General features: G+C 42.8%; 17 protein-coding genes. 7 read left to right on the top strand and 10 right to left on the bottom strand.

Going from position 1 to position 19604, the window contains the following annotated elements:
- Nucleotides 1-286: 286 nt before the first annotated feature.
- The 3 genes from KH172YL63_RS21305 to KH172YL63_RS21295 all read right to left on the bottom strand — a co-directional run bounded on the left by KH172YL63_RS21305 (nt 287) and on the right by KH172YL63_RS21295 (nt 5166).
- Nucleotides 287-2638 (bottom strand): EAL domain-containing protein, encoded by a 2352-nt coding sequence (locus tag KH172YL63_RS21305; RefSeq protein WP_173107958.1) that lies wholly within the window; start codon nt 2636-2638, stop codon nt 287-289.
- Nucleotides 2639-2929: 291 nt separating this feature from the next.
- The gene (gene adhP / locus KH172YL63_RS21300; protein ID WP_173107957.1) at nt 2930-3949 is read right to left on the bottom strand and encodes an alcohol dehydrogenase AdhP; all 1020 of its coding nucleotides are present in this window, start codon (nt 3947-3949) and stop codon (nt 2930-2932) included.
- Nucleotides 3950-4173: 224 nt separating this feature from the next.
- Nucleotides 4174-5166 carry a tRNA dihydrouridine synthase gene (locus KH172YL63_RS21295; RefSeq protein WP_173107956.1) on the bottom strand — a complete coding sequence of 331 codons (993 nt, stop codon included), beginning with the start codon at nt 5164-5166 and terminating at the stop codon, nt 4174-4176.
- A 323-nt stretch (nt 5167-5489) separates the two neighbouring features.
- Here KH172YL63_RS21295 and yiaA point away from each other — a divergent pair, with 323 nt between their 5' ends.
- Nucleotides 5490-5960: an inner membrane protein YiaA gene (gene yiaA / locus KH172YL63_RS21290; protein ID WP_173107955.1), complete on the top strand. Its 471-nt coding sequence runs from the start codon at nt 5490-5492 to the stop codon at nt 5958-5960.
- A 94-nt stretch (nt 5961-6054) separates the two neighbouring features.
- Here the strand turns inward: yiaA and KH172YL63_RS21285 are convergent, their stop codons facing one another.
- From KH172YL63_RS21285 to KH172YL63_RS21265, 5 genes are all read right to left on the bottom strand, one after another.
- Nucleotides 6055-7251: an MFS transporter gene (locus KH172YL63_RS21285; RefSeq protein WP_173107954.1), complete on the bottom strand. Its 1197-nt coding sequence runs from the start codon at nt 7249-7251 to the stop codon at nt 6055-6057.
- Between the two features lie 159 nt (nt 7252-7410).
- Nucleotides 7411-8175, bottom strand: a complete 765-nt coding sequence (locus tag KH172YL63_RS21280; protein ID WP_173107953.1) for a sulfotransferase family protein — start codon at nt 8173-8175, stop codon at nt 7411-7413.
- Nucleotides 8176-8296: 121 nt separating this feature from the next.
- Nucleotides 8297-9769, bottom strand: coding sequence for a L,D-transpeptidase (locus tag KH172YL63_RS21275; protein WP_173107952.1), 1473 nt, complete (start codon nt 9767-9769; stop codon nt 8297-8299).
- 180 nt (nt 9770-9949) lie between these two features.
- Nucleotides 9950-11371, bottom strand: a complete 1422-nt coding sequence (locus KH172YL63_RS21270) for a PH domain-containing protein (RefSeq protein ID WP_173107951.1) — start codon at nt 11369-11371, stop codon at nt 9950-9952.
- Nucleotides 11368-11886 carry a PH domain-containing protein gene (locus KH172YL63_RS21265; RefSeq protein WP_173107950.1) on the bottom strand — a complete coding sequence of 173 codons (519 nt, stop codon included), beginning with the start codon at nt 11884-11886 and terminating at the stop codon, nt 11368-11370. Before KH172YL63_RS21265 ends, KH172YL63_RS21270 begins: the two co-directional genes overlap by 4 nt.
- Nucleotides 11887-12151: 265 nt before the next feature.
- On the opposite strand from KH172YL63_RS21265, the gene KH172YL63_RS21260 reads away from it, so the two are divergent.
- The 6 genes from KH172YL63_RS21260 to KH172YL63_RS21235 all read left to right on the top strand — a co-directional run bounded on the left by KH172YL63_RS21260 (nt 12152) and on the right by KH172YL63_RS21235 (nt 16792).
- A complete protein-coding gene (locus tag KH172YL63_RS21260) occupies nt 12152-12508 on the top strand; it encodes a DUF5082 domain-containing protein (RefSeq protein ID WP_173107949.1) in 357 nt (118 codons plus the stop codon).
- Between the two features lie 18 nt (nt 12509-12526).
- Nucleotides 12527-12805 (top strand): YwqI/YxiC family protein, encoded by a 279-nt coding sequence (locus KH172YL63_RS21255; RefSeq protein ID WP_173107948.1) that lies wholly within the window; start codon nt 12527-12529, stop codon nt 12803-12805.
- Nucleotides 12806-12818: 13 nt separating this feature from the next.
- Entirely contained in the window at nt 12819-14258 is a 1440-nt protein-coding gene (locus tag KH172YL63_RS21250) for a ribonuclease YeeF family protein (RefSeq protein WP_173107947.1), read from the top strand.
- Between the two features lie 35 nt (nt 14259-14293).
- On the top strand, nt 14294-14998 hold the full coding sequence (locus KH172YL63_RS21245) for a hypothetical protein (protein WP_173107946.1): 705 nt from the start codon (nt 14294-14296) through the stop codon (nt 14996-14998).
- Between the two features lie 42 nt (nt 14999-15040).
- Entirely contained in the window at nt 15041-15472 is a 432-nt protein-coding gene (locus tag KH172YL63_RS21240) for a hypothetical protein (protein ID WP_173107945.1), read from the top strand.
- A gap of 507 nt (nt 15473-15979) precedes the next feature.
- Nucleotides 15980-16792 carry a hypothetical protein gene (locus tag KH172YL63_RS21235; protein ID WP_173107944.1) on the top strand — a complete coding sequence of 271 codons (813 nt, stop codon included), beginning with the start codon at nt 15980-15982 and terminating at the stop codon, nt 16790-16792.
- A gap of 51 nt (nt 16793-16843) precedes the next feature.
- Here the strand turns inward: KH172YL63_RS21235 and KH172YL63_RS21230 are convergent, their stop codons facing one another.
- Both KH172YL63_RS21230 and KH172YL63_RS21225 read right to left on the bottom strand, forming a co-directional pair.
- Nucleotides 16844-18787 carry an FtsX-like permease family protein gene (locus tag KH172YL63_RS21230; RefSeq protein ID WP_173107943.1) on the bottom strand — a complete coding sequence of 648 codons (1944 nt, stop codon included), beginning with the start codon at nt 18785-18787 and terminating at the stop codon, nt 16844-16846.
- Nucleotides 18777-19538, bottom strand: coding sequence for an ABC transporter ATP-binding protein (locus KH172YL63_RS21225; protein ID WP_173107942.1), 762 nt, complete (start codon nt 19536-19538; stop codon nt 18777-18779). The genes KH172YL63_RS21230 and KH172YL63_RS21225 overlap by 11 nt, the downstream gene beginning before the upstream one ends.
- Between the last annotated feature and the right edge of the window lie 66 nt (nt 19539-19604).

Genomic DNA, 19604 nt, shown 5'->3' with positions numbered 1-19604 from the left:
GATTTTCATAGCAGCTGGAAGTCAGCATATTTATCTCTTTGCTATTAAAATATCGATAGGAAATGATTAAAAAAGAAACAGTAAAAATAAATGCACTCAACATTAACAGTAAGTATTTATTTTTCACAAACGAAATCATCGAGGGCCCTCCCTGCTCATTTCACAATTCGAATCTTTATTTAAACAATACCATAAAAAGTAAATGATTCGTCAGCGTACTTATAATGAAACAGCAAAAAAGAGATCCAATCCGTCCCCCACAGACGATTCGATCTCTTTTTTTACCTTATAAAGGAGCAAGCTCCCTCTCCCTGATGAAATCCTGTATATAATCAGGCTGGGTAGGGCGGCTATAGTAAAAGCCCTGTATGATATCGCAGCCTTCATTTTTTAGCCAGTCTGCCTGCACTTTTGTTTCCACGCCTTCAACCAGGACCTTCATGTTCAGGTTGTGACCGAGCTGGATCATCGAGCGCACGATGGATTCCTGGCCTTTGTTGCCGATCAGATGGTCTATAAAGGATTTATCAATCTTGAGGACTTCGATCGGAAACTCCTTCAGGTGTTTGAAGGAAGAATATCCGGTGCCGAAATCATCGAGGGAGATATCGATGCCCATTTCTTTGATTTGTGTCAGCTTTTCCTTTGTCTGGCTTTCAAATGCGAGTGATGATGATTCTGTTATTTCGAGCTCAAGGAAACGTGGGTTCATGTTTGTTTTTTCGATGAGTCCGCTTAATCGTTCCAGGAAGTCTTCTTTGGCAAACTGGATGGGAGAAATATTGACGGCGATCTTGATTTGCTCATTGTTTTCCCATTTTGTCCATTGACGGCACGCTTCCTCAAGCACCCATTCCGTAATGGCGCAGATCATGTCCTTCTCTTCTGCGATAGAGATAAATTCAAGCGGTGAAACTTGCCCAAGGACAGGATTCTTCCAGCGCAATAATGCTTCCACGCCCAAGATCTTTTCTGCCGATGCGCATATTTTTGGCTGATAAAGAAGGTAGAGCTCGTCATTGCTTATCGCTGTCGTCAGCTCTTTTTCGATCAGCAGGGTCCGCTTGATCTTTTGGTTTAATTCCGGGTTGAAGATCGTCACCTGATTCCTTCCTTTACGTTTCGATTCGTACATGGCCAAATCGGCAAAGGTTAACAGCTCGTCTGCAGTAGACGCATTATCCGGGAATCGTGACACACCGGCGCTGGTGGTGGCGCGGATATTGGAGCCGTTAATGGAGAAGGGGATATCCATCACTTCAATGCACCTGTCGGCCACTTCTTCGGCACCGTTTGCCCGTTCTCCCGACAATAGTATGATAAACTCATCTCCGCCGACCCGAGCAAGGATGTCGGTGTCCCCGATCACCTTGGAAAGCTGGCTCGCCGCATATTGAAGCAGGGCGTCCCCGGCTTTATGTCCCAATGTATCGTTCGTCAGCTTCAACCTGTCCAAGTCCAGGAAAATACAAGCGGTTTTCTGTTGATTTCCCATGCGCGCCTTTAATTCCTGCTCCAGTTTATATCTGTTCGGCAATCGGGTTAAGGAATCATTATAGGCGAGAAACTCAATATGTTTTTCATTGAGGATCTTTTCCGTGATATTCCGGAAGAACCATAGGGAGTTCTGGAGCGATTCACCGCTGATCGGATGCTTCTTGACTTCTATAATGAGATTTCTTAGTTCGATTTGATATTCCTGATTATACGCCGTCATGTCACGGAGGTTCGGATGATAGTGGTACAGGGACTGAAATCTGGGATCGTTTCCATCGGCATTCATCAGCTCATAAAACGCTGGATTGGCATGTATAATCGCGCCAGATTCTTCCGTGACCACGATCCCGTCCACTGCTGAATCCAATATCGTTCCCTGGACCAGTTTATGTTTATTGGCCATCCGGTCGTATGATAGTGAAAAGAAGAAGATGATGAAGATGAGAAACGTCCCTCCAGTCACGATCCATGCCATGAGGGAAGTGTCGAGCATCATGGCTGAACTTTTGATGGCAGCTGAAGCATCATATTTGATCCGTGTCGCGCTCATGCCCGTATAGTGCATGCCTGTAATCGCACATGCCATGATGAAAGAAAACAGCATCTTCAAGTTCCAATTGATTTTCTTCTTGGAGTAAGGCGAGAAAAAGCCGAGCCATAAGGCGACCAGGGATGCAGCGACTGCTATGAATACAGAAATGATGAATAAAGGTTTATCGTAAGAAAGGATGACGGGTTTCACCGCCTCCATTCCGACATAGTGCATAAGGGTGATCCCAAGGCCCATGATCGTTCCTGACAAAAGGAACCGGAAAAGTGTAAACGTACTGCGGGAGACGAGGTAAAAGCCGGAGATACAGCCGCCCACCGCGAATAAGATCGATAAAAACACATAAAACATATCGTAATAAACCGATTCTGAAAAGCGATAAGCGAGCATCGCGATAAAATGCATGGACCAAATGCCGATGCCAAGGACCGTCCCCCCGGCAAAGAGCCAGATTGTCTTTAGTTTGTTTTGTGCAAACTTGACTCTCTTGGCTAAATCGATAGATGCATAGGCTGATAGAGTAGCAATGAGATAGGAAAGAATGACGAGAGAAAGGCTATGATTCATATGCGAAGATGCAAAGTGTTCCATATTTCACCTCAAATGTTGTTTGATTGCTAAAGGTCCGTTGACTCAATTATTATAGCAAGGATTGAATTCACAGAGAAAAAAGAAGATTCTTTAGTACAGGAAAGCGTATTGTTCCATTGTATATCCATTTGGGTTATTTTTCTATATTTGATGAGAGGATTTTTAAAAATAGAAAGGTAGTGAGGCGTTGATGGAAAAGGTCTGAAGGGTGTATGGGGGTAAACGAATGTAGTCCCGGATCCTGATGGTTCTCAAGAGTCCGGGACTACATTATCCAACGTCTATATCTGTTTATTTATTAAAATCAATCACCATGCGGCCTTGAATCTTCCCTTTTTCCATCTCGTCGAACACATCCTGCACTTCGTGGAGGCAGCGGGTTTGAACGACAGGGACGACTTTGCCTTCCGCCCCGAATTGGAATGCTTCTTCAAGATCCATGCGGGTACCGACTAAAGAGCCGACGACTTCAATGCCGTCAAGGACAAGGCGGGGGATGTTCAGATCCATCGTATCAGACGGCAATCCGACGGCTACGACTTTCCCGCATGCCCGGACTGCGTTGACCGCAGAATTGAATGCTGTTTTAGATACGGCGGTTACAACGGCTGCATGAGCTCCGTTCAATTGTTCTTGAATGACAGTTCCTGCATCCCCCTGTGTGAGTGGATTGATGGTCATATCTGCCCCTATTTCTTTTGCCAGTGCCAGTTTGTCATCATTGATGTCAACGGCGATGACCTTTGCGTTGAAGACGTGCTTGGCGTATTGGATGGCAAGGTTACCAAGTCCGCCGCAGCCGTAAATGGCGATCCATTGCCCGGCTTTGATATCAGCGACCTTGATCGCTTTATAGGTTGTGAGGCCTGCGCAAGTGATACTGCTTGCTTGGGCGGGATCCAGTCCTTCTGGCACTTTCACAGCATAGTCAGCGGTCACGATACATTGTTCGGCCATGCCTCCGTCGACACTGTAACCTGCATTCTGTACATTTCGGCAGAACGTTTCACGTCCGGTTGTGCAATATTCACATCTGCCGCAGGCGTGGAACATCCAGGCGATGCTGACACGGTCGCCGACCTTTAAGCTCGTTACATCATCGGCCACCTGAGACACGATGCCGATCCCTTCATGTCCTAAGATGCGGCCTTCAACATTCCCGAAGTCACCGGCTGCAACGTGAAGATCCGTATGACACACGCCGCAGTATTCTACATCAACAAGCGCTTCCCCTGATTTCAATGGTCTTAATTCTTTTTCAATCACTTCAATGTTTGATTTCGCATTAGGATTTACAACTACAGCTTTCATAATGAGATGTCTCCTTTTGATTAAAAGTTTGAGTTTTGAAAAGAGTTTTTTCAGGTGCCATTCTTTGTGCCAAATGTAAGTGATCATCATTACATTTTCATCATAGCACCGTTTATCCTAAAAAGTTTGTGAAATATTGAACAAATAAGTAACATTGATGAAAAGCTGGGATTTTCCCACAAAAAAAGAGAAGAACCGTAGTGGTTCTCCTCTTTTTGCAGGTGTTAGATGATAGAAAATCCTTCTTCTTCCTCTACACCCTTCGTATATTCATCAAGCAATGCCCTTACTTCGTCTGTCGATTCTGATTCCATCAGTCGGTTTCTCAATTCACTCGCTCCTCGGAATCCGCGCACGTAAATCTTGAAGAAGCGGCGAAGCGGTTTGAATGCCCGCGGCTCAAGCTCGGTGGAATACTTATCATGAAGGTCGAGCTGTAGTCTGAGAAGGTCAAGCAATTCACGGCTTGAATGTTCCTTCTTCTCTTTCTCGAATGCGAACGGATTATGGAAAATTCCCCGTCCGATCATGATGCCGTCGATCCCGTATTTCTCGGCGAGCTCAAGACCCTTCTCCCGGTCAGGAATATCCCCGTTGATCGTCAGGAGGGTATGAGGGGCGATCTCATCCCGAAGCTTCTTGATTTCAGGAATCAGTTCCCAGTGGGCGTCCACGTCGCTCATTTCTTTCTTCGTACGCAGATGGATGGAGAGGTTCACGATATCCTGCTCCAGCAAATGCTTCAGCCAGTCGTGCCATTCCTCCACTTTTGTATATCCTAAGCGGGTCTTCACGCTGACCGGAAGTCCGCCGGCTTTTGCAGCCTGGATCAGTTCCGCTGCGACGTCAGGGCGTCGGATCAAACCGGATCCCTTTCCGTTTGCTGCCACATTGTGCACAGGGCACCCCATGTTAATGTCAATTCCCTTGAAGCCCATTTCAGCCATCCCGATACTCATTTGACGGAAGTATTCAGGCTTGTCACCCCAAATATGGGCAACGATCGGCTGTTCATCCTCCGTGAACGTCAGACGTCCCCGGACGCTGTCCTTTCCTTTCGGATGGCAGTAGCTTTCTGTATTCGTAAACTCTGTGAAAAACACGTCAGGTCGAGCCGCTTCACTTACAACATGACGAAAAACGACATCGGTCACGGCTTCCATCGGTGCCAGTACAAAAAATGGCCGAGGCAACTCATGCCAAAAATTATTTTTCATAATATATTAAAACCCTTTCCTTATGGGAAACCCTTTTCCCGAAGTATAAAAGTATGTGTCAGTCTTATCCTTTACCAAACAGGCTAAAAATCAACCAGTATATACTTTAATGGTATTAACGGAAAAGTGCAAGAGAACGACACGCCTTGTTTCAGGAGAACGCCATAAAAATTCTGGAAACGCGATAAGGGGACATGATTTGTTTAATAAAGGTCTAGGTATCATCACGATATAGAAAAATAATCCAATTAAATATCCGGCGGCTGTAAAAAATTGCTATAATGAATGTGGAGTAGACATATTGAGAAAAAGGGGAGCGGTCAATGTCTGAATGGAATGAAAGCCCATTGGTAAAAGAGGATGGAAAGAGACCTAAAGTCAAAGTTGAAAGAAAAGAAGGGGAACCGACCGGCGCGTTTAAAGGGGCGAGCTGGGCAGCACTTGTAGTGGGTGTTTCCGCTTATTTGATCGGCCTGTTCAATGCTGGGATGGAGCTGAATGAAAAGGGCTATTATTTCGCTGTCCTCGTATTCGGTTTATACGCTGCCGTGTCTCTGCAAAAGGCGGTCAGGGACAAGGAAGAGGACATTCCGGTGTCTGGCATCTATTATGGGCTCAGCTGGTTCGCTGTCATCGTAGCCATTTCCCTGATGGCAATAGGCCTTTATAATGCCGGCAGTATCATACTGAGTGAAAAAGGCTTTTATGCCATGTCATTTGTTCTGAGCCTTTTTGCGGCGATCACCATCCAGAAAAACATCCGGGATACGCAGGTGGCAAGGGACCGTGATTGAGATTAGTACAGAGGTGCTGTGTGCAGTGCCATACATGGATCATGAATAAAAGAGGCTCAAAGAACCGAATCCGGTCCTTTGAGCCTCTTTTTCATTATGCATCTTTCAGGTTTTCATGCTTCCGGTCCAACCGGTGGCTCATGAAGGTCAACAGGCTTGCACAAATCGCGACGACTCCGCCGACAAGCGTGACGTTCATCAGTGGTCCCTGATGATAGACGATGCCTCCGAGGGCAGAGCCGAGGGCAATCCCCACATTGCTTGCAACCGGCATGAGCGAAGCTGCGAGTCCTGTCGCTTTCGGCTGATACACTCCTGCAAGGTCAATCAAATACAGCTGGGTCGATGTGGTAAGCAGGATGGCCATCAGGGACATCAGGCCGATGTTAATCAAGCCGATGATGAAGTGACCGGTCGTCCAGTATAAACCAAAGAGGACGAAAGCCTGGATAAGGAAAACGAACCGCAGCCGTCCGATGGGATTGTGGCTGGCGATCTTTCCGGCCAGGATATTGCTGAAGATGGAAATGAATCCGTAGGCAAACAGGATCAAGCTGATCGAGTTGCTTGGTGCTTCCATCATGTTGAGAATCGGGACGAGATAGGTGAATACGGCATAAGTCGCTCCGAATCCCAAGGACGGTATGAAAAAGGCCATCAGAATCCGCGGGTGTGTAAGCAGAGAAAACTGATCACGCATGGAACTTCGGAATTGACTGAGTTTCACCGGCAGATTCATGTACGATGCGAGAAACGCCACCACACCAAGGATTGTCGTCAATATGAACGTGGCATGCCAGTCATACCATTCAGCAATGACCGTTCCGATCGGCACCCCGACCACGTTGGCAAGGGTGAAGCCGCCGAAGACGAATGAAATCGCAATCCCCCTTTTAGTAACCGGGATGGCTTCACTTGCAATCGTCATGGCCAATGAAATCAGTACGCCTGTGACAACGGCGGTCATCATCCGGAATGTGAGGAGGAGCACGTAGCTCGTCGTGATTACGCACAGACCGTTCAGCACAATGAATGCGCCAATCAGATACAGCATCCATTTCCGCTTCGGAAAGTGGCTCGTTGCAGACATCACAACAGGAGTCGCGACGGCAAACGTGATCGCAAAGGCAGAAACAAGCGTACCTGCTTTCGCATTCGTGATATGAAGGCCGGAAGAGATCTCCGTTAAGATCCCCACGATGACAAATTCGCTTGTACCGAGCACAAACGTTAATAATGAAAGTGTAGAAATCAGAAACCAATGTTGCTTCGTTAAGACTGTCTCCTGCATAAGTACCTCTTTTCTATGATGAATAGACATATGGAATATAGGTAAACAATTCATTCATCATACCATAAAATATTTTTTCGGAGTACAGTTAACAGTCAAAACAAATACAGGACAAGAACCTGCCTTGTCCTGTAGATAACAGCTGTAAGACTGTGTTGCTTATTGCTCAACTTTAAATCCTAATCGACGGACAGCTGTCAGGTCTTTTTTAGAGAAGATACTTAAATCCTGCTGCTTATATCTGCCGATGGTTTCAGGGGTCGAGATCAAGGAAGCAAGTTCAGCGATCGAATCTTTCCTATGGCTTGTCCCGAGGAATTTGATGAGCTTGGTGATCTCTTTCTCCGGATTTTCACAAAGTTCCTCATAGCGCAGGATATAGAATCTTTTGCCAAGGAGTGACCTGCCTATTTGGATGGCCCGTTCATTCGCTTTTATCCAGTATTCCAGACTTGCTTTTGGATGAAGCGATTCGTCATCGGGCAATGAAACAGAAAAGAAACTCCCTAAGTGATGAAGCTGGTTCTGGTTAGCACTATAAGCCATATCAAGCCCGTTCCGGATGACGAGAATATACTTTAAATGAGGAAAATGATGACTTAAATAATCGAGATAAATATGAGTGGGGGGGTTCTTCCATCCCCAGCCGATATAGCTTTCTGAAGCGTCAGCCACCGACTTCATTTCGGCGTCTTCGAACTCTATCAATGATTGATAGAATGATGCTTCTTCGATTCTGGCAAATTCTTTATACCATTCCTGTTTGAAAAAATAGTGTGCAAACAAAATATTGTCGTTGGCAAAGTTCGTATCGTCACCCATAAAGTAGCCGAGTTGCTTTACAATTTCAGTCACTACTCGCGTGCCGCTTCCCCCAACTCCCCCTATCACAACCGGTCCAGCCAGACCGTTTTGATCCTTCATGATGGCTCCTCCTTTCCCATGAGATAATCTAGTATATGGAATTTTTATGATTGTGCCTGTGTTTTTGGTAGAGAGAGGGCTGAATCCCTAAGAAGAGAGAAGAGCGGCCCGCTCTTCTCTCTCACCCTGCCCAGTCAAAAACCAAATCAGACGTCTGTTTGTTCATTCGGTTGTCACCGGGTACAAGTTGATGAAGGTGATTTGTCAGCGTGTCCATCTGTTTATCAGGGGTCTGATTGTGAATCGTCACCATTGTCCCTTTGGGAACAAAATCGAATATCACCTGGATGTCTGGATTAGTCATGCGAATGCAGCCGTGGGATTTCGTATTTTGTATGGATTGTTCATCGGATGTCCCGTGGATCGCGATTTCCCCCATGCCGAGTGCTGCTGTCCCGAACATGCCCGGATGTTCTCCTTTTGGCTCCAATACCCGGTTTAATACGGGGAAAGAGCCTTCCGGGGTGGAATCGTTCTTGCCTGTCCCGATTTTGCCAGCTGAAAGAATGTAAGGGGGACTCGAGACAATAAGGGAAAAGGCAGATTTGTCTATCGTGATTGTGATGGGGCTGAAGGGTACAGGTGAGGGGTGAAGGGGATTGGCCGGGGCGTTCGGGTAAAACATGTCTGCGATCTGAGACGCATGCGGATTGTATACCCATCCCCCCTGGCCTGTGAACAGGTCAGTAACCGAATTGGTTCCGGTGATGACTTCAATAGGGATATAGCTCAAATAATTATCGGGGTAGTCTGATGCGAGCTGCCCGATATGTTCAGGGGGTGCGCCCTTGTCTTCTATATAAGACTGAAGGGCGGTGCGGACGATATTGACACCGATATATTGCAGCGCAGCGCCCTCTGAATTTGCGCCCTGTTGGAGAAAGCGGATTTTGACGGGATCGTTCAGCGTAGAGTTATATTCTGCCCGAACGAAGGAGCTGTCGATCAGGGAGTCGTTCTTTAAAGGGAGCGTCTGGAAGTTCAGATAATCATCAGTCGTCACAACTCCGTACAGCAGAATATTTTTGTTTTTCGCCGTGCTGCCCAATTGAATCACCTGATCGTGTAACGCTGCTTCAATCTCTTCCCTTGGGGTGTCGATAGGGAAATAGATGACGTAAGGAAGATCTTCCGCTTCATACACGATGTCTGCACCGGTATTCCATTTCTTTATAGTAGATGAAATGGTCGTGTTCAGCGGCGGATAGAACAAGAATAAGGCCAGTAAACAGACATTGATGAACAGAAGGGCGAACACCAGCACTTTGACATACACAGGCAGTGTCCTTTTGATCGTTTGTCCCGTGTCTTCTGACTGGTTCCTTAGGAATTGTTCCTCAAGGAGCCTGCTTGCTTTTTTTGCTTTGAAATAATAGGGAGAGTGGACGGTTGCCGCTTGCTGATAGTGCTTATAAGCTTTCATCCATGCCCCTTTTTGCTCCCATTTCAGTCCAAGGTGATAATGGGCTTCCGGAGAAGAAGGATCATGATAGCGGAGAATTTTTTCATAATAGTGTTCGTCATCTTTTGCTAGATAGAGATTTTTATGGACGTGGAGCAGGTTCTTTTTCAGGTGGCTTTCGAAACGGTTCATTTTTTCTCCTCCTTACGGCAGGCTTGTCTTTCTATGTATATTTTGCGGAGGGAGAAAAAGAACAGGGGGGAGTAGTTTATCTTTACTACTAAGTAGTCTATCAGAGGTGTGCGTTGATTCATGATGAGGACTAGTATGGCGGGGAGGGTTTGAAGCGGGAGTGAATGAAAAAAATCCGTCTCAATGGGAGGCGGATTTTTTGTGGTACCAGTTGTAAAGCTCAGAGGCTTCATGATTAGACACACCGTGTAACAGACTTTCATGATCAGGGTTTGCCCGGTTCGAGAACGTGATGGTTGCTACACCAAACTTCCGCTGCAGCCATGAATGCTTCACGGTCATTTGCTGGATGCGGGTCCGGTGGGTGATGAAGGTTTCATTCAGCCACCCGCCCTTCCGGATTTGGACGGTCAAACCGTGACGTGAATAACTGGTAAACCAGTAATCAAGGAATCTTAGGACAATGGAGAGGACGAAAATCAGTACGCCCATCCACATCCATTCCAATTTGAACATCCATAGGCAGGCAGTAGCTGCAATCGTAAGATAATAGGGTTGCATCAGCTTTAGCCACAGAACTTTTAGTGGGAAGCGGATCATCTCTTCTTTGATCGGGTACTGGGGAAGTATGGTATGAAGCATGTTATACGCTTCTTTTTTCGGCATGAATGGATAGAACGAACTGACTTCCTCTCCAGTAGAGCCGGCACTGATCAATTTGATCGAAACGAGTCCCAGCACCCTTTTAATAATGGATTGTTCCACTTTGACAGCCTGTACTTTATTTTTCGGAATGGAGAAGCGTACCTCATTCCCGATCCCTTTTTCAATATAAATCCGTTCGTTGTCGTCACTGATGACATAGTTTCCATACTTGATGGACGTTTTCACGAAGCCGATCAAAACGGAAAGGGACATGGCAGCGATAAATAAAACTGCCATCATCCAAATATGTTCCAGTAAATAGTGCCATACGCTTTGTGCAGACTTTTCAACAGAAAAGAAATCAGCCAGGTTGAAATAAACGGCGCTCAATAGTGGAAAGATTGCCAGGAAACTGAGAGAAGTGAAGGATGCTTTGACCAGATCTTTCCTTGTCGTCTGAAAATGTATCTTTCTTTTTGGCATTGTCACTTCTTTCAATTCTGTTAAGTCCTGTTTTTGAGCAAGGTGAGCCAGGATGCGCGCCTTTTCGTCTTCAGTAATGACAGGAAATTCATAAGTGGCATTATCTCCGCTTGTTCCTGTTTCCATCGATAATGAAGTCAATTTGAACCAGCGATGGACGAAGGTCGTATTGGAACTGTGGCTGTGGATCCGCTGCCACGGGACTGTTTTTTGTTTCTTAACAAATACCCCCTCTGTGAAGATGATGGACGATGTTCCCAATTCATACCGGTTGAAGAACCATTTGATAAATATGAAGAGAACTGCCCCCGCTGTTATGACCAACAATGCATTTCTTCCCCATATTACCCATCCGGCGGTTGAATTTGCCTTAAGGATGAACAGGAGCAGGTAGAGTCCAGCAAGGTTCTTTATTGTGGTAACCAGTTCTACAAGTATATAAGCAGGAGGATATCGCTTTCCAGAGTGCGTCATGCTCCTATTTCTCCTTCCGGTGAATCAGTCTCCTTTATTTTTGCGAAGGTTGCAATTTCTACTTTTAATGATTGTGCTATATCAGATGGTATAGCGGGGATTTTATGATTAGAAGTCGTGGTCCCGACTTCCAAGTTGTACAGGTCATACCGCCGTAGCACTGGCCCCTGTTCAATTCGGACATATTCTACTTTCTCCATGGGAATCAGTATGTGTTGCTGCTGCCACTTCCCGAACTTCAGTTGTACAAATTCCCGGTCGACCTGATAGCGCCATGTCCTTTGCAAATATACAGGTTCAATAAGGATGGAGAAAATAGCTGAGATTATGAAAAATGCTCCAATCATGTAAAGAACGATCCCTACCCAGTTGTACCATTCGAATTGATTTGCGCAGAATAACAAAATCCCTATGACAAGCAGTGTAATTGTATGCCCAATCGTGTTGGAAATTCTCCAGACTTTTGTTGCTTCATTTGATATGGTTCCGGTTGGTTCTTTTATATGTAAGTACATAGGCTTCACCTCTTCCTAATATTACGTGTGAAAGAAATAAAAGGTTTCATAATATGGAAAATATAGTGAAAATTAGGTTTTGATTTACATAAATTGTGATACTTAAATATTAGTTTACTTTGTTTAAAGATGCGATGTGCGTCAAAAGTACTGTTTTGGACGTTGAAAAATAAACAGATTCTATCATATTGACGTAATTTCATCCATGATATAGTTGATGTGATTGGAAAAATTTATAAAATGTGTTGATTTGAGGTGATGTCTGTTGTCTTTATTTTATTATTACGGGTTATTAAAGGAGAAGCGTGAACAGCTTCAACGACTGAAGGATTGTGATAGTAAACTTCATAGGAATCAGCAGGAGTTATCAGGTTATCGAAAAATGATTGAAAGCCCGGAACTTTCAGCACAAACCTGGCAAGGTACGCTTGCAAATAGTTTTAATGAAATTAGACATGAAGGGATGCTTCATTATTTTAATGACATCGAGATAAATCAATTTCATGAAGTGTTTTCTATACTAACAAGTAAAATGCAGCAAACTCGAAGTGAAATTGAGTCGATTGAACATATCATACAGATCATGCAGTTAGAGGAAAAGAATTCAGAGCACCAGAAATGATGATTGGAGGTTTTTTGAATGGTCAAAGAAATAAAGGTTGTTCATGGGGAAATAGAGCAAAGTCTTACAAAGTTGAAATTTTCAACAGAAGCACTTCAATCTAATCTGCCTTATGACATAGGACAGGGAAACGCCTTGGAGGTAGTCACCAAAATAAATGAGTTAAACCAGATGATGGGACAGATGATAGAGGATTATAAACAATTACTTATGAGAAATGAAGAACAGACGCGTCAGGCTGTCCAGGATATGGCTCAAGCAGACCGAAATCTTTCGTCACATATGAAAGTAAGGTAGGGAGAGAAAAAGGATGAAAACACTCGATGTCATGTCTTTAGAGTCAGGTTTGGAAAAATTGCTTCACACATTAAATCAACAAAAAGACCAGATGCTTGAAATTGAATCCTCCATACGTGATTTTATCGCACAAGAAGAATCCTTTAAGGGCAGGGGAGGCCAATCTATACGGGCTTTCTATCGGGATTCCCATCAATCTTTCCTGGAATTCTACCAGCAAATGGTCTCGACTTATGAATCAACTCTAAAATCAATTAAAGGTGAATTACAAGAGATGGAGCCCTCACAAAATGGCTATATAGAGGAAAGCTTCCTCCAGCACGATGTCGACAATGGGCTGAACCGATCCAAAAATATGGTTATGGATATAACAAGTGAATCCAACGCAATGATTCAAAGTGTCCAGGACATTGTCTCTTTACCAAAGCTTTCAGATGACTCATTTCTTCAAGAGGTCCACATAGCAAAGCGTCAAAAGGATCATACGGTAGAAAAATTACACCAGTTTGACCAGAGTCAATCTAATGCCCTTCAACCTATCCAGCAAGATGTTACCAGAATGAATCAATATATCCAGCAGGTTCAAGGTCTCTTTTCCAGTGGGAAGATATCAATTGTCACCTATCAGCCAAATAGCTGCTATAACCCTCAATATACAGACAGCGAGGCAACAAACCCCTATTATGAATTAACAAACAATCCTAGATTTGTTGAAAATGGTGTAGAAGCTGCAGATACTGTGAATGGGCTGCAGCCTGCATGGGATCCGACTCCCACATTAGGGATTAATTTTGATCAGTGGCGTGAGCAACCAATTAATGCGGCGACTAATTTTGGGGTGATGGCTTCAACAGGATATGGGGCTGCAAAAGGCGTCACTCTTTCCAGAAAAGGTTTTGGTGTAACAAAAAGCACATATACAACAGCGCAGGGTAAGGAAAGGATAAGGGTCAAGGTGGATAGACCCGAAGTATACAAGGTGAAAAAAAGGACCTATTCAGGTAAAAATGCTACAAACTATAAAAAACTTTATAAACTAGTCGATCCCATGACTAGTATAAAAGAGTCATTTAAGTGGTCGGGAAATAAAATTGGTTATATTGGTGTTGGGACAACTGTCGTTGGTGATATTGTCCACGGTGTTCAACATAATCAGTCTAGAAGTGAAATAGCTGGAAATGTAACTGGAGATGTTGTAGTAGCAGGAGCATCCATTTGGGGTGCCGCCTATGCAGGAGCGCAGGCGGGTGCCTATGCAGGAACATTGGGAGGACCAGTTGGAGTAGCGGTAGGTGCAGTTGCAGGGGCAGTAGGAGGGGTAGTAGTGACCACCCTATTAAGTGATTTAAAGCTTATGGATGTCGATGGTGATGGCGAAAGTGATTCAATTGGAGATGCTATTAAAAAAGGGACTACTGGGCTAATTAATAAAGTCGGGTCATGGTTTAGTTAAAAAAATAAAATGAAAAAAATTAAGAGGTGGCAGTTTTGAACAAACATCGAGATATAGACCCAATAACATTATCATACTTGAATTTACAAAGGCCATTGGAGAATAGACGAAATATCATTACCTTTTTCATCTTTTTTTTGGATCTTATTGGGCTACTTCCTATTTTGGGAGAACCCTTCTCATATGCTTTTTTCTGGCCATCAATCGTTCCGGTGGGCATATTACATATTTGGGCGGTTCTTTATATTGTGGATCCCTATAAATATGAGAAATCCTATCATCTGTTTTTTGGGATATACGGACTGGTGAATACCTATATATATTTTTTGGTTGTACAAAAATTCCTATATGTGAATATTGGTGTTTTAAGTAAGCTTCCTTTTATATCTGGGCTAATACTCTTGCTTTCATTATTAGTATTCTTTCAAGTATTTAATTACAGAATGCTACATTCAGGTTCCTATGAGAGACTACATAAGAAAGGAAGCAAGATAAAAATATCACCAATATTAACCGTTTCAAGCATTGGGTATGTAGTAGCTCAAATTATCATTACTTCTTTCATGACGATGTCTGTTTTTAACATTATCATAATTACAGGAGTATCAATTTTGTCACTACTGACGGCTTTCTTTTCAACGTCTTTGTACCGATACTATTTTATCCGTAAGAATGAACATATATTAAAAAAAGTATATCCGCAATTTGGACTACCAAGAAGACTTAGAAAAAATGGTTAAATGGTCAATCAGAAGACTTTTATAATTGGAGGTTCGAAAAACATGTTCTTTAATAAAAAAGAAACAAAAGAAAACCTTTTTTGCATCGCTATTTTCCCAGAAAAAGAATTGAGCGATGAAGAATATGATAATCAATCGAACAAAATACTGGATGCAGCAGAAGAAAATGTAGTGGTCGTAACAGAAATTGAACCTCAAAGAGATATGATAGAGGAGTTACAGATGAAATTCCCCCAAACGAAAATAGAGGTACCAAGTTACGGAGTCTATAAATTTGATTCTGAAAAATTAGACGAAGAAACAAAGAAGATGGAGAAGATGCACAAGTGGAAAAAATTTTTTAACAACATCCATCCTGATGAGTATCTTATCGTTGAACATAAAGTAATGTATGACATGAACCAAATTTTATTTTATACGACGGATATTAATAAAGTTATATCCTATATTCATGAAAATAAGAAAATAGTATAAACGATATCGGGCTTTTGTTAATTTGCATGGACTTTCTCTCTAAGGTATATCTTGTTTGCCCCATTTTTTGGGCAGGTCTTTTTCCGATTATTGGTATTCATGCTTGGGCTCTTTTTTTATATAGTAGCCCCTTATAAATTCAAAATGTCTTATTACTAGTATCTTGTTATCTTGGTATGGCTAATACGTTTGTGTATGACTTTGTTAAACAGAAATTTTTATGAAAACATATTTGCGTGAAAACTAGCGATTACTTTGTATTAGGGCTATTATTGATGGTTTTGTTGTTGACTTCGATTCAAATTATGAACGTGAAAATGATGTATTCCATTACTTGTACATAGCTCCAAAATGAAGAATCATAGTTGAATGTATCTTTAATAGTAGACGCTTCAATTTTTGAATATATTATCGAACAATTTTGATGTTATACTTCATAACTGATTCTGTGTATATGATTGTCATGGTCATCGCATATTCTATCCGTTGAGTAAAGGGGGATTACAATTGGGTGATTGGGTAGTGACCAGCAAAGATTTGTACTTACTGGTAAAGATGTTAGGCGGGAAAGTACTGATAGGAGTAACAAACCCATTTCCTTATTACCAAGAAGATGATCTGCAAGAGGAATGGGAGAGTATGTTCAAAAAGCTCAAGATGATGGGCATTGTAGATTATATTCACGGAGAATTAAAATTTGAGGATCAATTTATTGAGGCCATGTGGGTTCTGGCAAGAAGCAATCTGGTTGCAGAAATTGTAACTGATCACATTGAACAAAGTATTTTCTATTTCAGTGATGATCGAGTCATTGAGTGTATAAAAGAAGATGAAATGAGCTATAAGGTCATTCAGCATCCTGCGCCTGACTACACAATGAAACAAATTATCTTTCCAAGGATGCTGATGGGAATTGAAGACCGGTCGGTTCGATTGAATGATCCCCTTTATATAATTCCGAATGATTATCAGATCTATTGTAAAAATCGGGCCATTGATAATGTAAACGAAGTAAGGATCAATAATAACATTGCTTCTGATAGTTTACTATTAAAGCATTTTAATAGAACAATACAAAGAAAGATTCATACGAATAGATTGATGGTTTTCTATAGGAACGGACTTAAATGGAATATAGAAGGTGTTCACGTCCTTTCATCTCCAACTTATAATTGGACGTTAAGAATGGTGAATAAAGACGGTATGGAGTGGTTGGAAGCTCAGCAAGCATCCGGAGTTAATTTAGTAAGAGAGATCTTAGGCGTGTTAGATCGAGTAAAAGGAAATCCTCTCATAATAAAGAGTCAGAAAAGGAAGTAAATAGGGAATACATCTAAGAGCCATCCCCGTGAATTGGGACGGCTCTTTTCGTTATAGTGATGCTTTGATCACTTTCTTATAATAATAAACCGACAATACACCGAAGATGGAATATAACAGCGTATATAAGCCCATGACGATAAGCATTGGCGTCCAAACTTCTGCTCCGAACAGAAACCATCCTGACTGTACAGCGAAATAACCGTGGAGGAGGCCGATGGTCAAAGGAATCCCGAAGTTAAAGAGTTGCTTGATCTGGATGCCTGTCAGTAAATCCTTTTGTGTGAAACCTAATTTTCTTAAAATCGTATAGTTCGGTTTCTCGTCTTCGCTCTCATCCATTTGTTTGAAGTACAAAATACAACCGGATGTGATGAGGAAGGTGAGACCCAGAAAGCCGACGATGAACATGATGAGACCGATGCTTTTTTTCTGGTCAGTCATCATATCTTGCTGTGAGGCATTTCCCCATCTCTCTTGGAGGTTTAACTTCTGAAACAGGTCGTTTGCTTCCCTGAGGTCATCTTCTTCAATGCTGATACCGATGTAGAGTGAAGATTCTTTCTGAATAGCAGGATCCAAATCTTGTTTCAACTGCTGGAATAGCCGATCATCCACAATGACGACCGGGGAGCCACCGGCTGTGAACCATCCTGAAATGGGGTATTCCCTCCGCATGCCCAAGTACTTTAGCCTGGTGACTTGGTTCTTTCCTTTAAGCTCCGTCACGCCTGAATCATGTAAAGGAATGATCCTTTGTAGTAAGTCACTATAACCAGTAAAGAGGGTTTCGTCTTCTTGGAGGTCGACACCTTCTAAGCTTTTTTCACTGATGACCGAATTTGGCATGGCATCCAGTGTGCCGTTCAGGATACCGGACTCAGTGTCTGTTATATCTTTTAGATTGAGAAGGACTTGGATGACTTCAATTTCTTCTTTCTTATAATCAATGTCTTGTTCAATTAAAGCTTCCTTAAAACGTTCGAAGTCTTGCGTATTGATGAAAGTGAAATCCGTCGGAACGTTATTGACAGCTTTTTTTTCAGCCGAGTAATAACCGATGTAGCTTAAGGATAATAAGGCGATGGCAAGTGCCGATACCGTTGTGATGATCGTCAGCAGTAAGGCATTTGATTTCATCCTGAACATGATGGAAGAAAGGGACATCACTTCGTTGATATTCAGGTATCCGCCTTTTTTCTTTCGTATGACGTTAAATATGAAACTTACGGACCCTTTATAAAACAGGTAAGTCCCGATGATTACTGTTCCAAGGATAAATAACATAGCCCCGTACAACTGCGGCATTGTTGTGAAATCCCCCCCAAACAGTTTGGAAGAGGCATAGTAACCAGATGCAACGGAAATCAGTCCAAGGATCCCGATAATGATTTCAAACTTAGACATCTTCTTCACTTTCGTTTCGGTCGATGATTGGACTCTGAACAGTGAGAGGATGCTCTGTCTCTTAATAAATAAAAAGTTCATGAGCATAATCAGCAAGTAAATTACACTGAAAACGAGGATTGTCTGAACAAAAGCATGATTGGAAAAGTGCAGTTTGGCGACCGCATCTACTCCCGTCGTTTTAAAAAGGATCATGGTGATCAGTTTCGAGAAGGAGAAACCGATACCGATGCCGAGTATCAATGAACCAAAATAAAGAATGAAATTCTCTGTGCTTAATATACGAAAAATTTTATTCCTGGTCATACCAATTAGCTGAAAAAGGCCGATTTCTTTACTTCTTCTCTTTATGAAAAGGGTGTTGGCATATAAGAGAAAAATCGAGACGATTGCGACAAGCAGCCCCGAGGCTGTGCGTACGGCAGCCCCACCTTTTATGGTTCCTTTCGCTTCATCCATGGAGGGGTCATATTGTAAAGTGACAAAGGCGAAATAAAGGGCGACACTGAATACTAACGCAAATACATATAAGTAATAATTGTTCAGATTCTTCTTCAGGTTTCTGAAGATGAGGGTATTAATGTTCATTTTGCACCCCGCCAAGCACGCCTTGGGTTTTCATGATGTCTTTGAAGAATGGCTGTCTTTCCTGATCACCTTTTGTTAATTGTGTGTAAATCTGACCGTCTTTGATGAAGATGACCCGGCTGCAGTAGCTTGCGGCGACAGGATCGTGGGTGACCATGACGACCGTCGTTTGAAGCTTTTGATTGAGTTGACTCAGCTTGTGTAAAAGGTCGGATGCAGATTTTGAATCGAGGGCACCAGTCGGTTCGTCTGCGAAAATGATGCTTGGTTCATGGATGAAGGCACGGGCTGCTGATGTCCGCTGTTTCTGACCGCCTGAGATTTCGTTTGGATATTTATCTTTCAATTCGTAGATGCCGAGCTCCGCAGCAAGGTCATTAAATTTCTGGTCTGCTTCTTTTTTTGGGATTTTGGTGATGGATAACGGTAGAAGGATATTCTCTTTCACCGTCAAGGTGTCCAGAAGATTGTAATCCTGAAAGATAAAACCAAGGTGGTTTTTCCTGAACTGTGCAAGCTGTTTTTCCTTCATGAGAGTCATTTCGCTTCCTTCGATTTTAATCGATCCAGCGCTCACTTTGTCGATGGAAGATAGGACGTTCAAAAGGGTTGTCTTGCCTGACCCGGATGCCCCCATGATACTGACGAATTCTCCTTTCCCGATGGATAAATCAATCCCTTTTAACACTTCCTGCTTATTCATTTTGTTTCCGTAGCTTTTTTGTAATTTATTTGCTTCTAATATCCTCATCTTGAAAAACTCCTTTGATTTAATACCTTTATTATAAAAAGCAGGAAGTTGCTTTTCCTTTTATTG

Source organism: Bacillus sp. KH172YL63 (assembly GCF_011398925.1).
GTDB lineage: Bacteria > Bacillota > Bacilli > Bacillales > Bacillaceae_B > Rossellomorea.
Note: the sequence above shows the minus strand (reverse complement) of the source record. Positions and strands in the feature narration are given on the sequence as shown.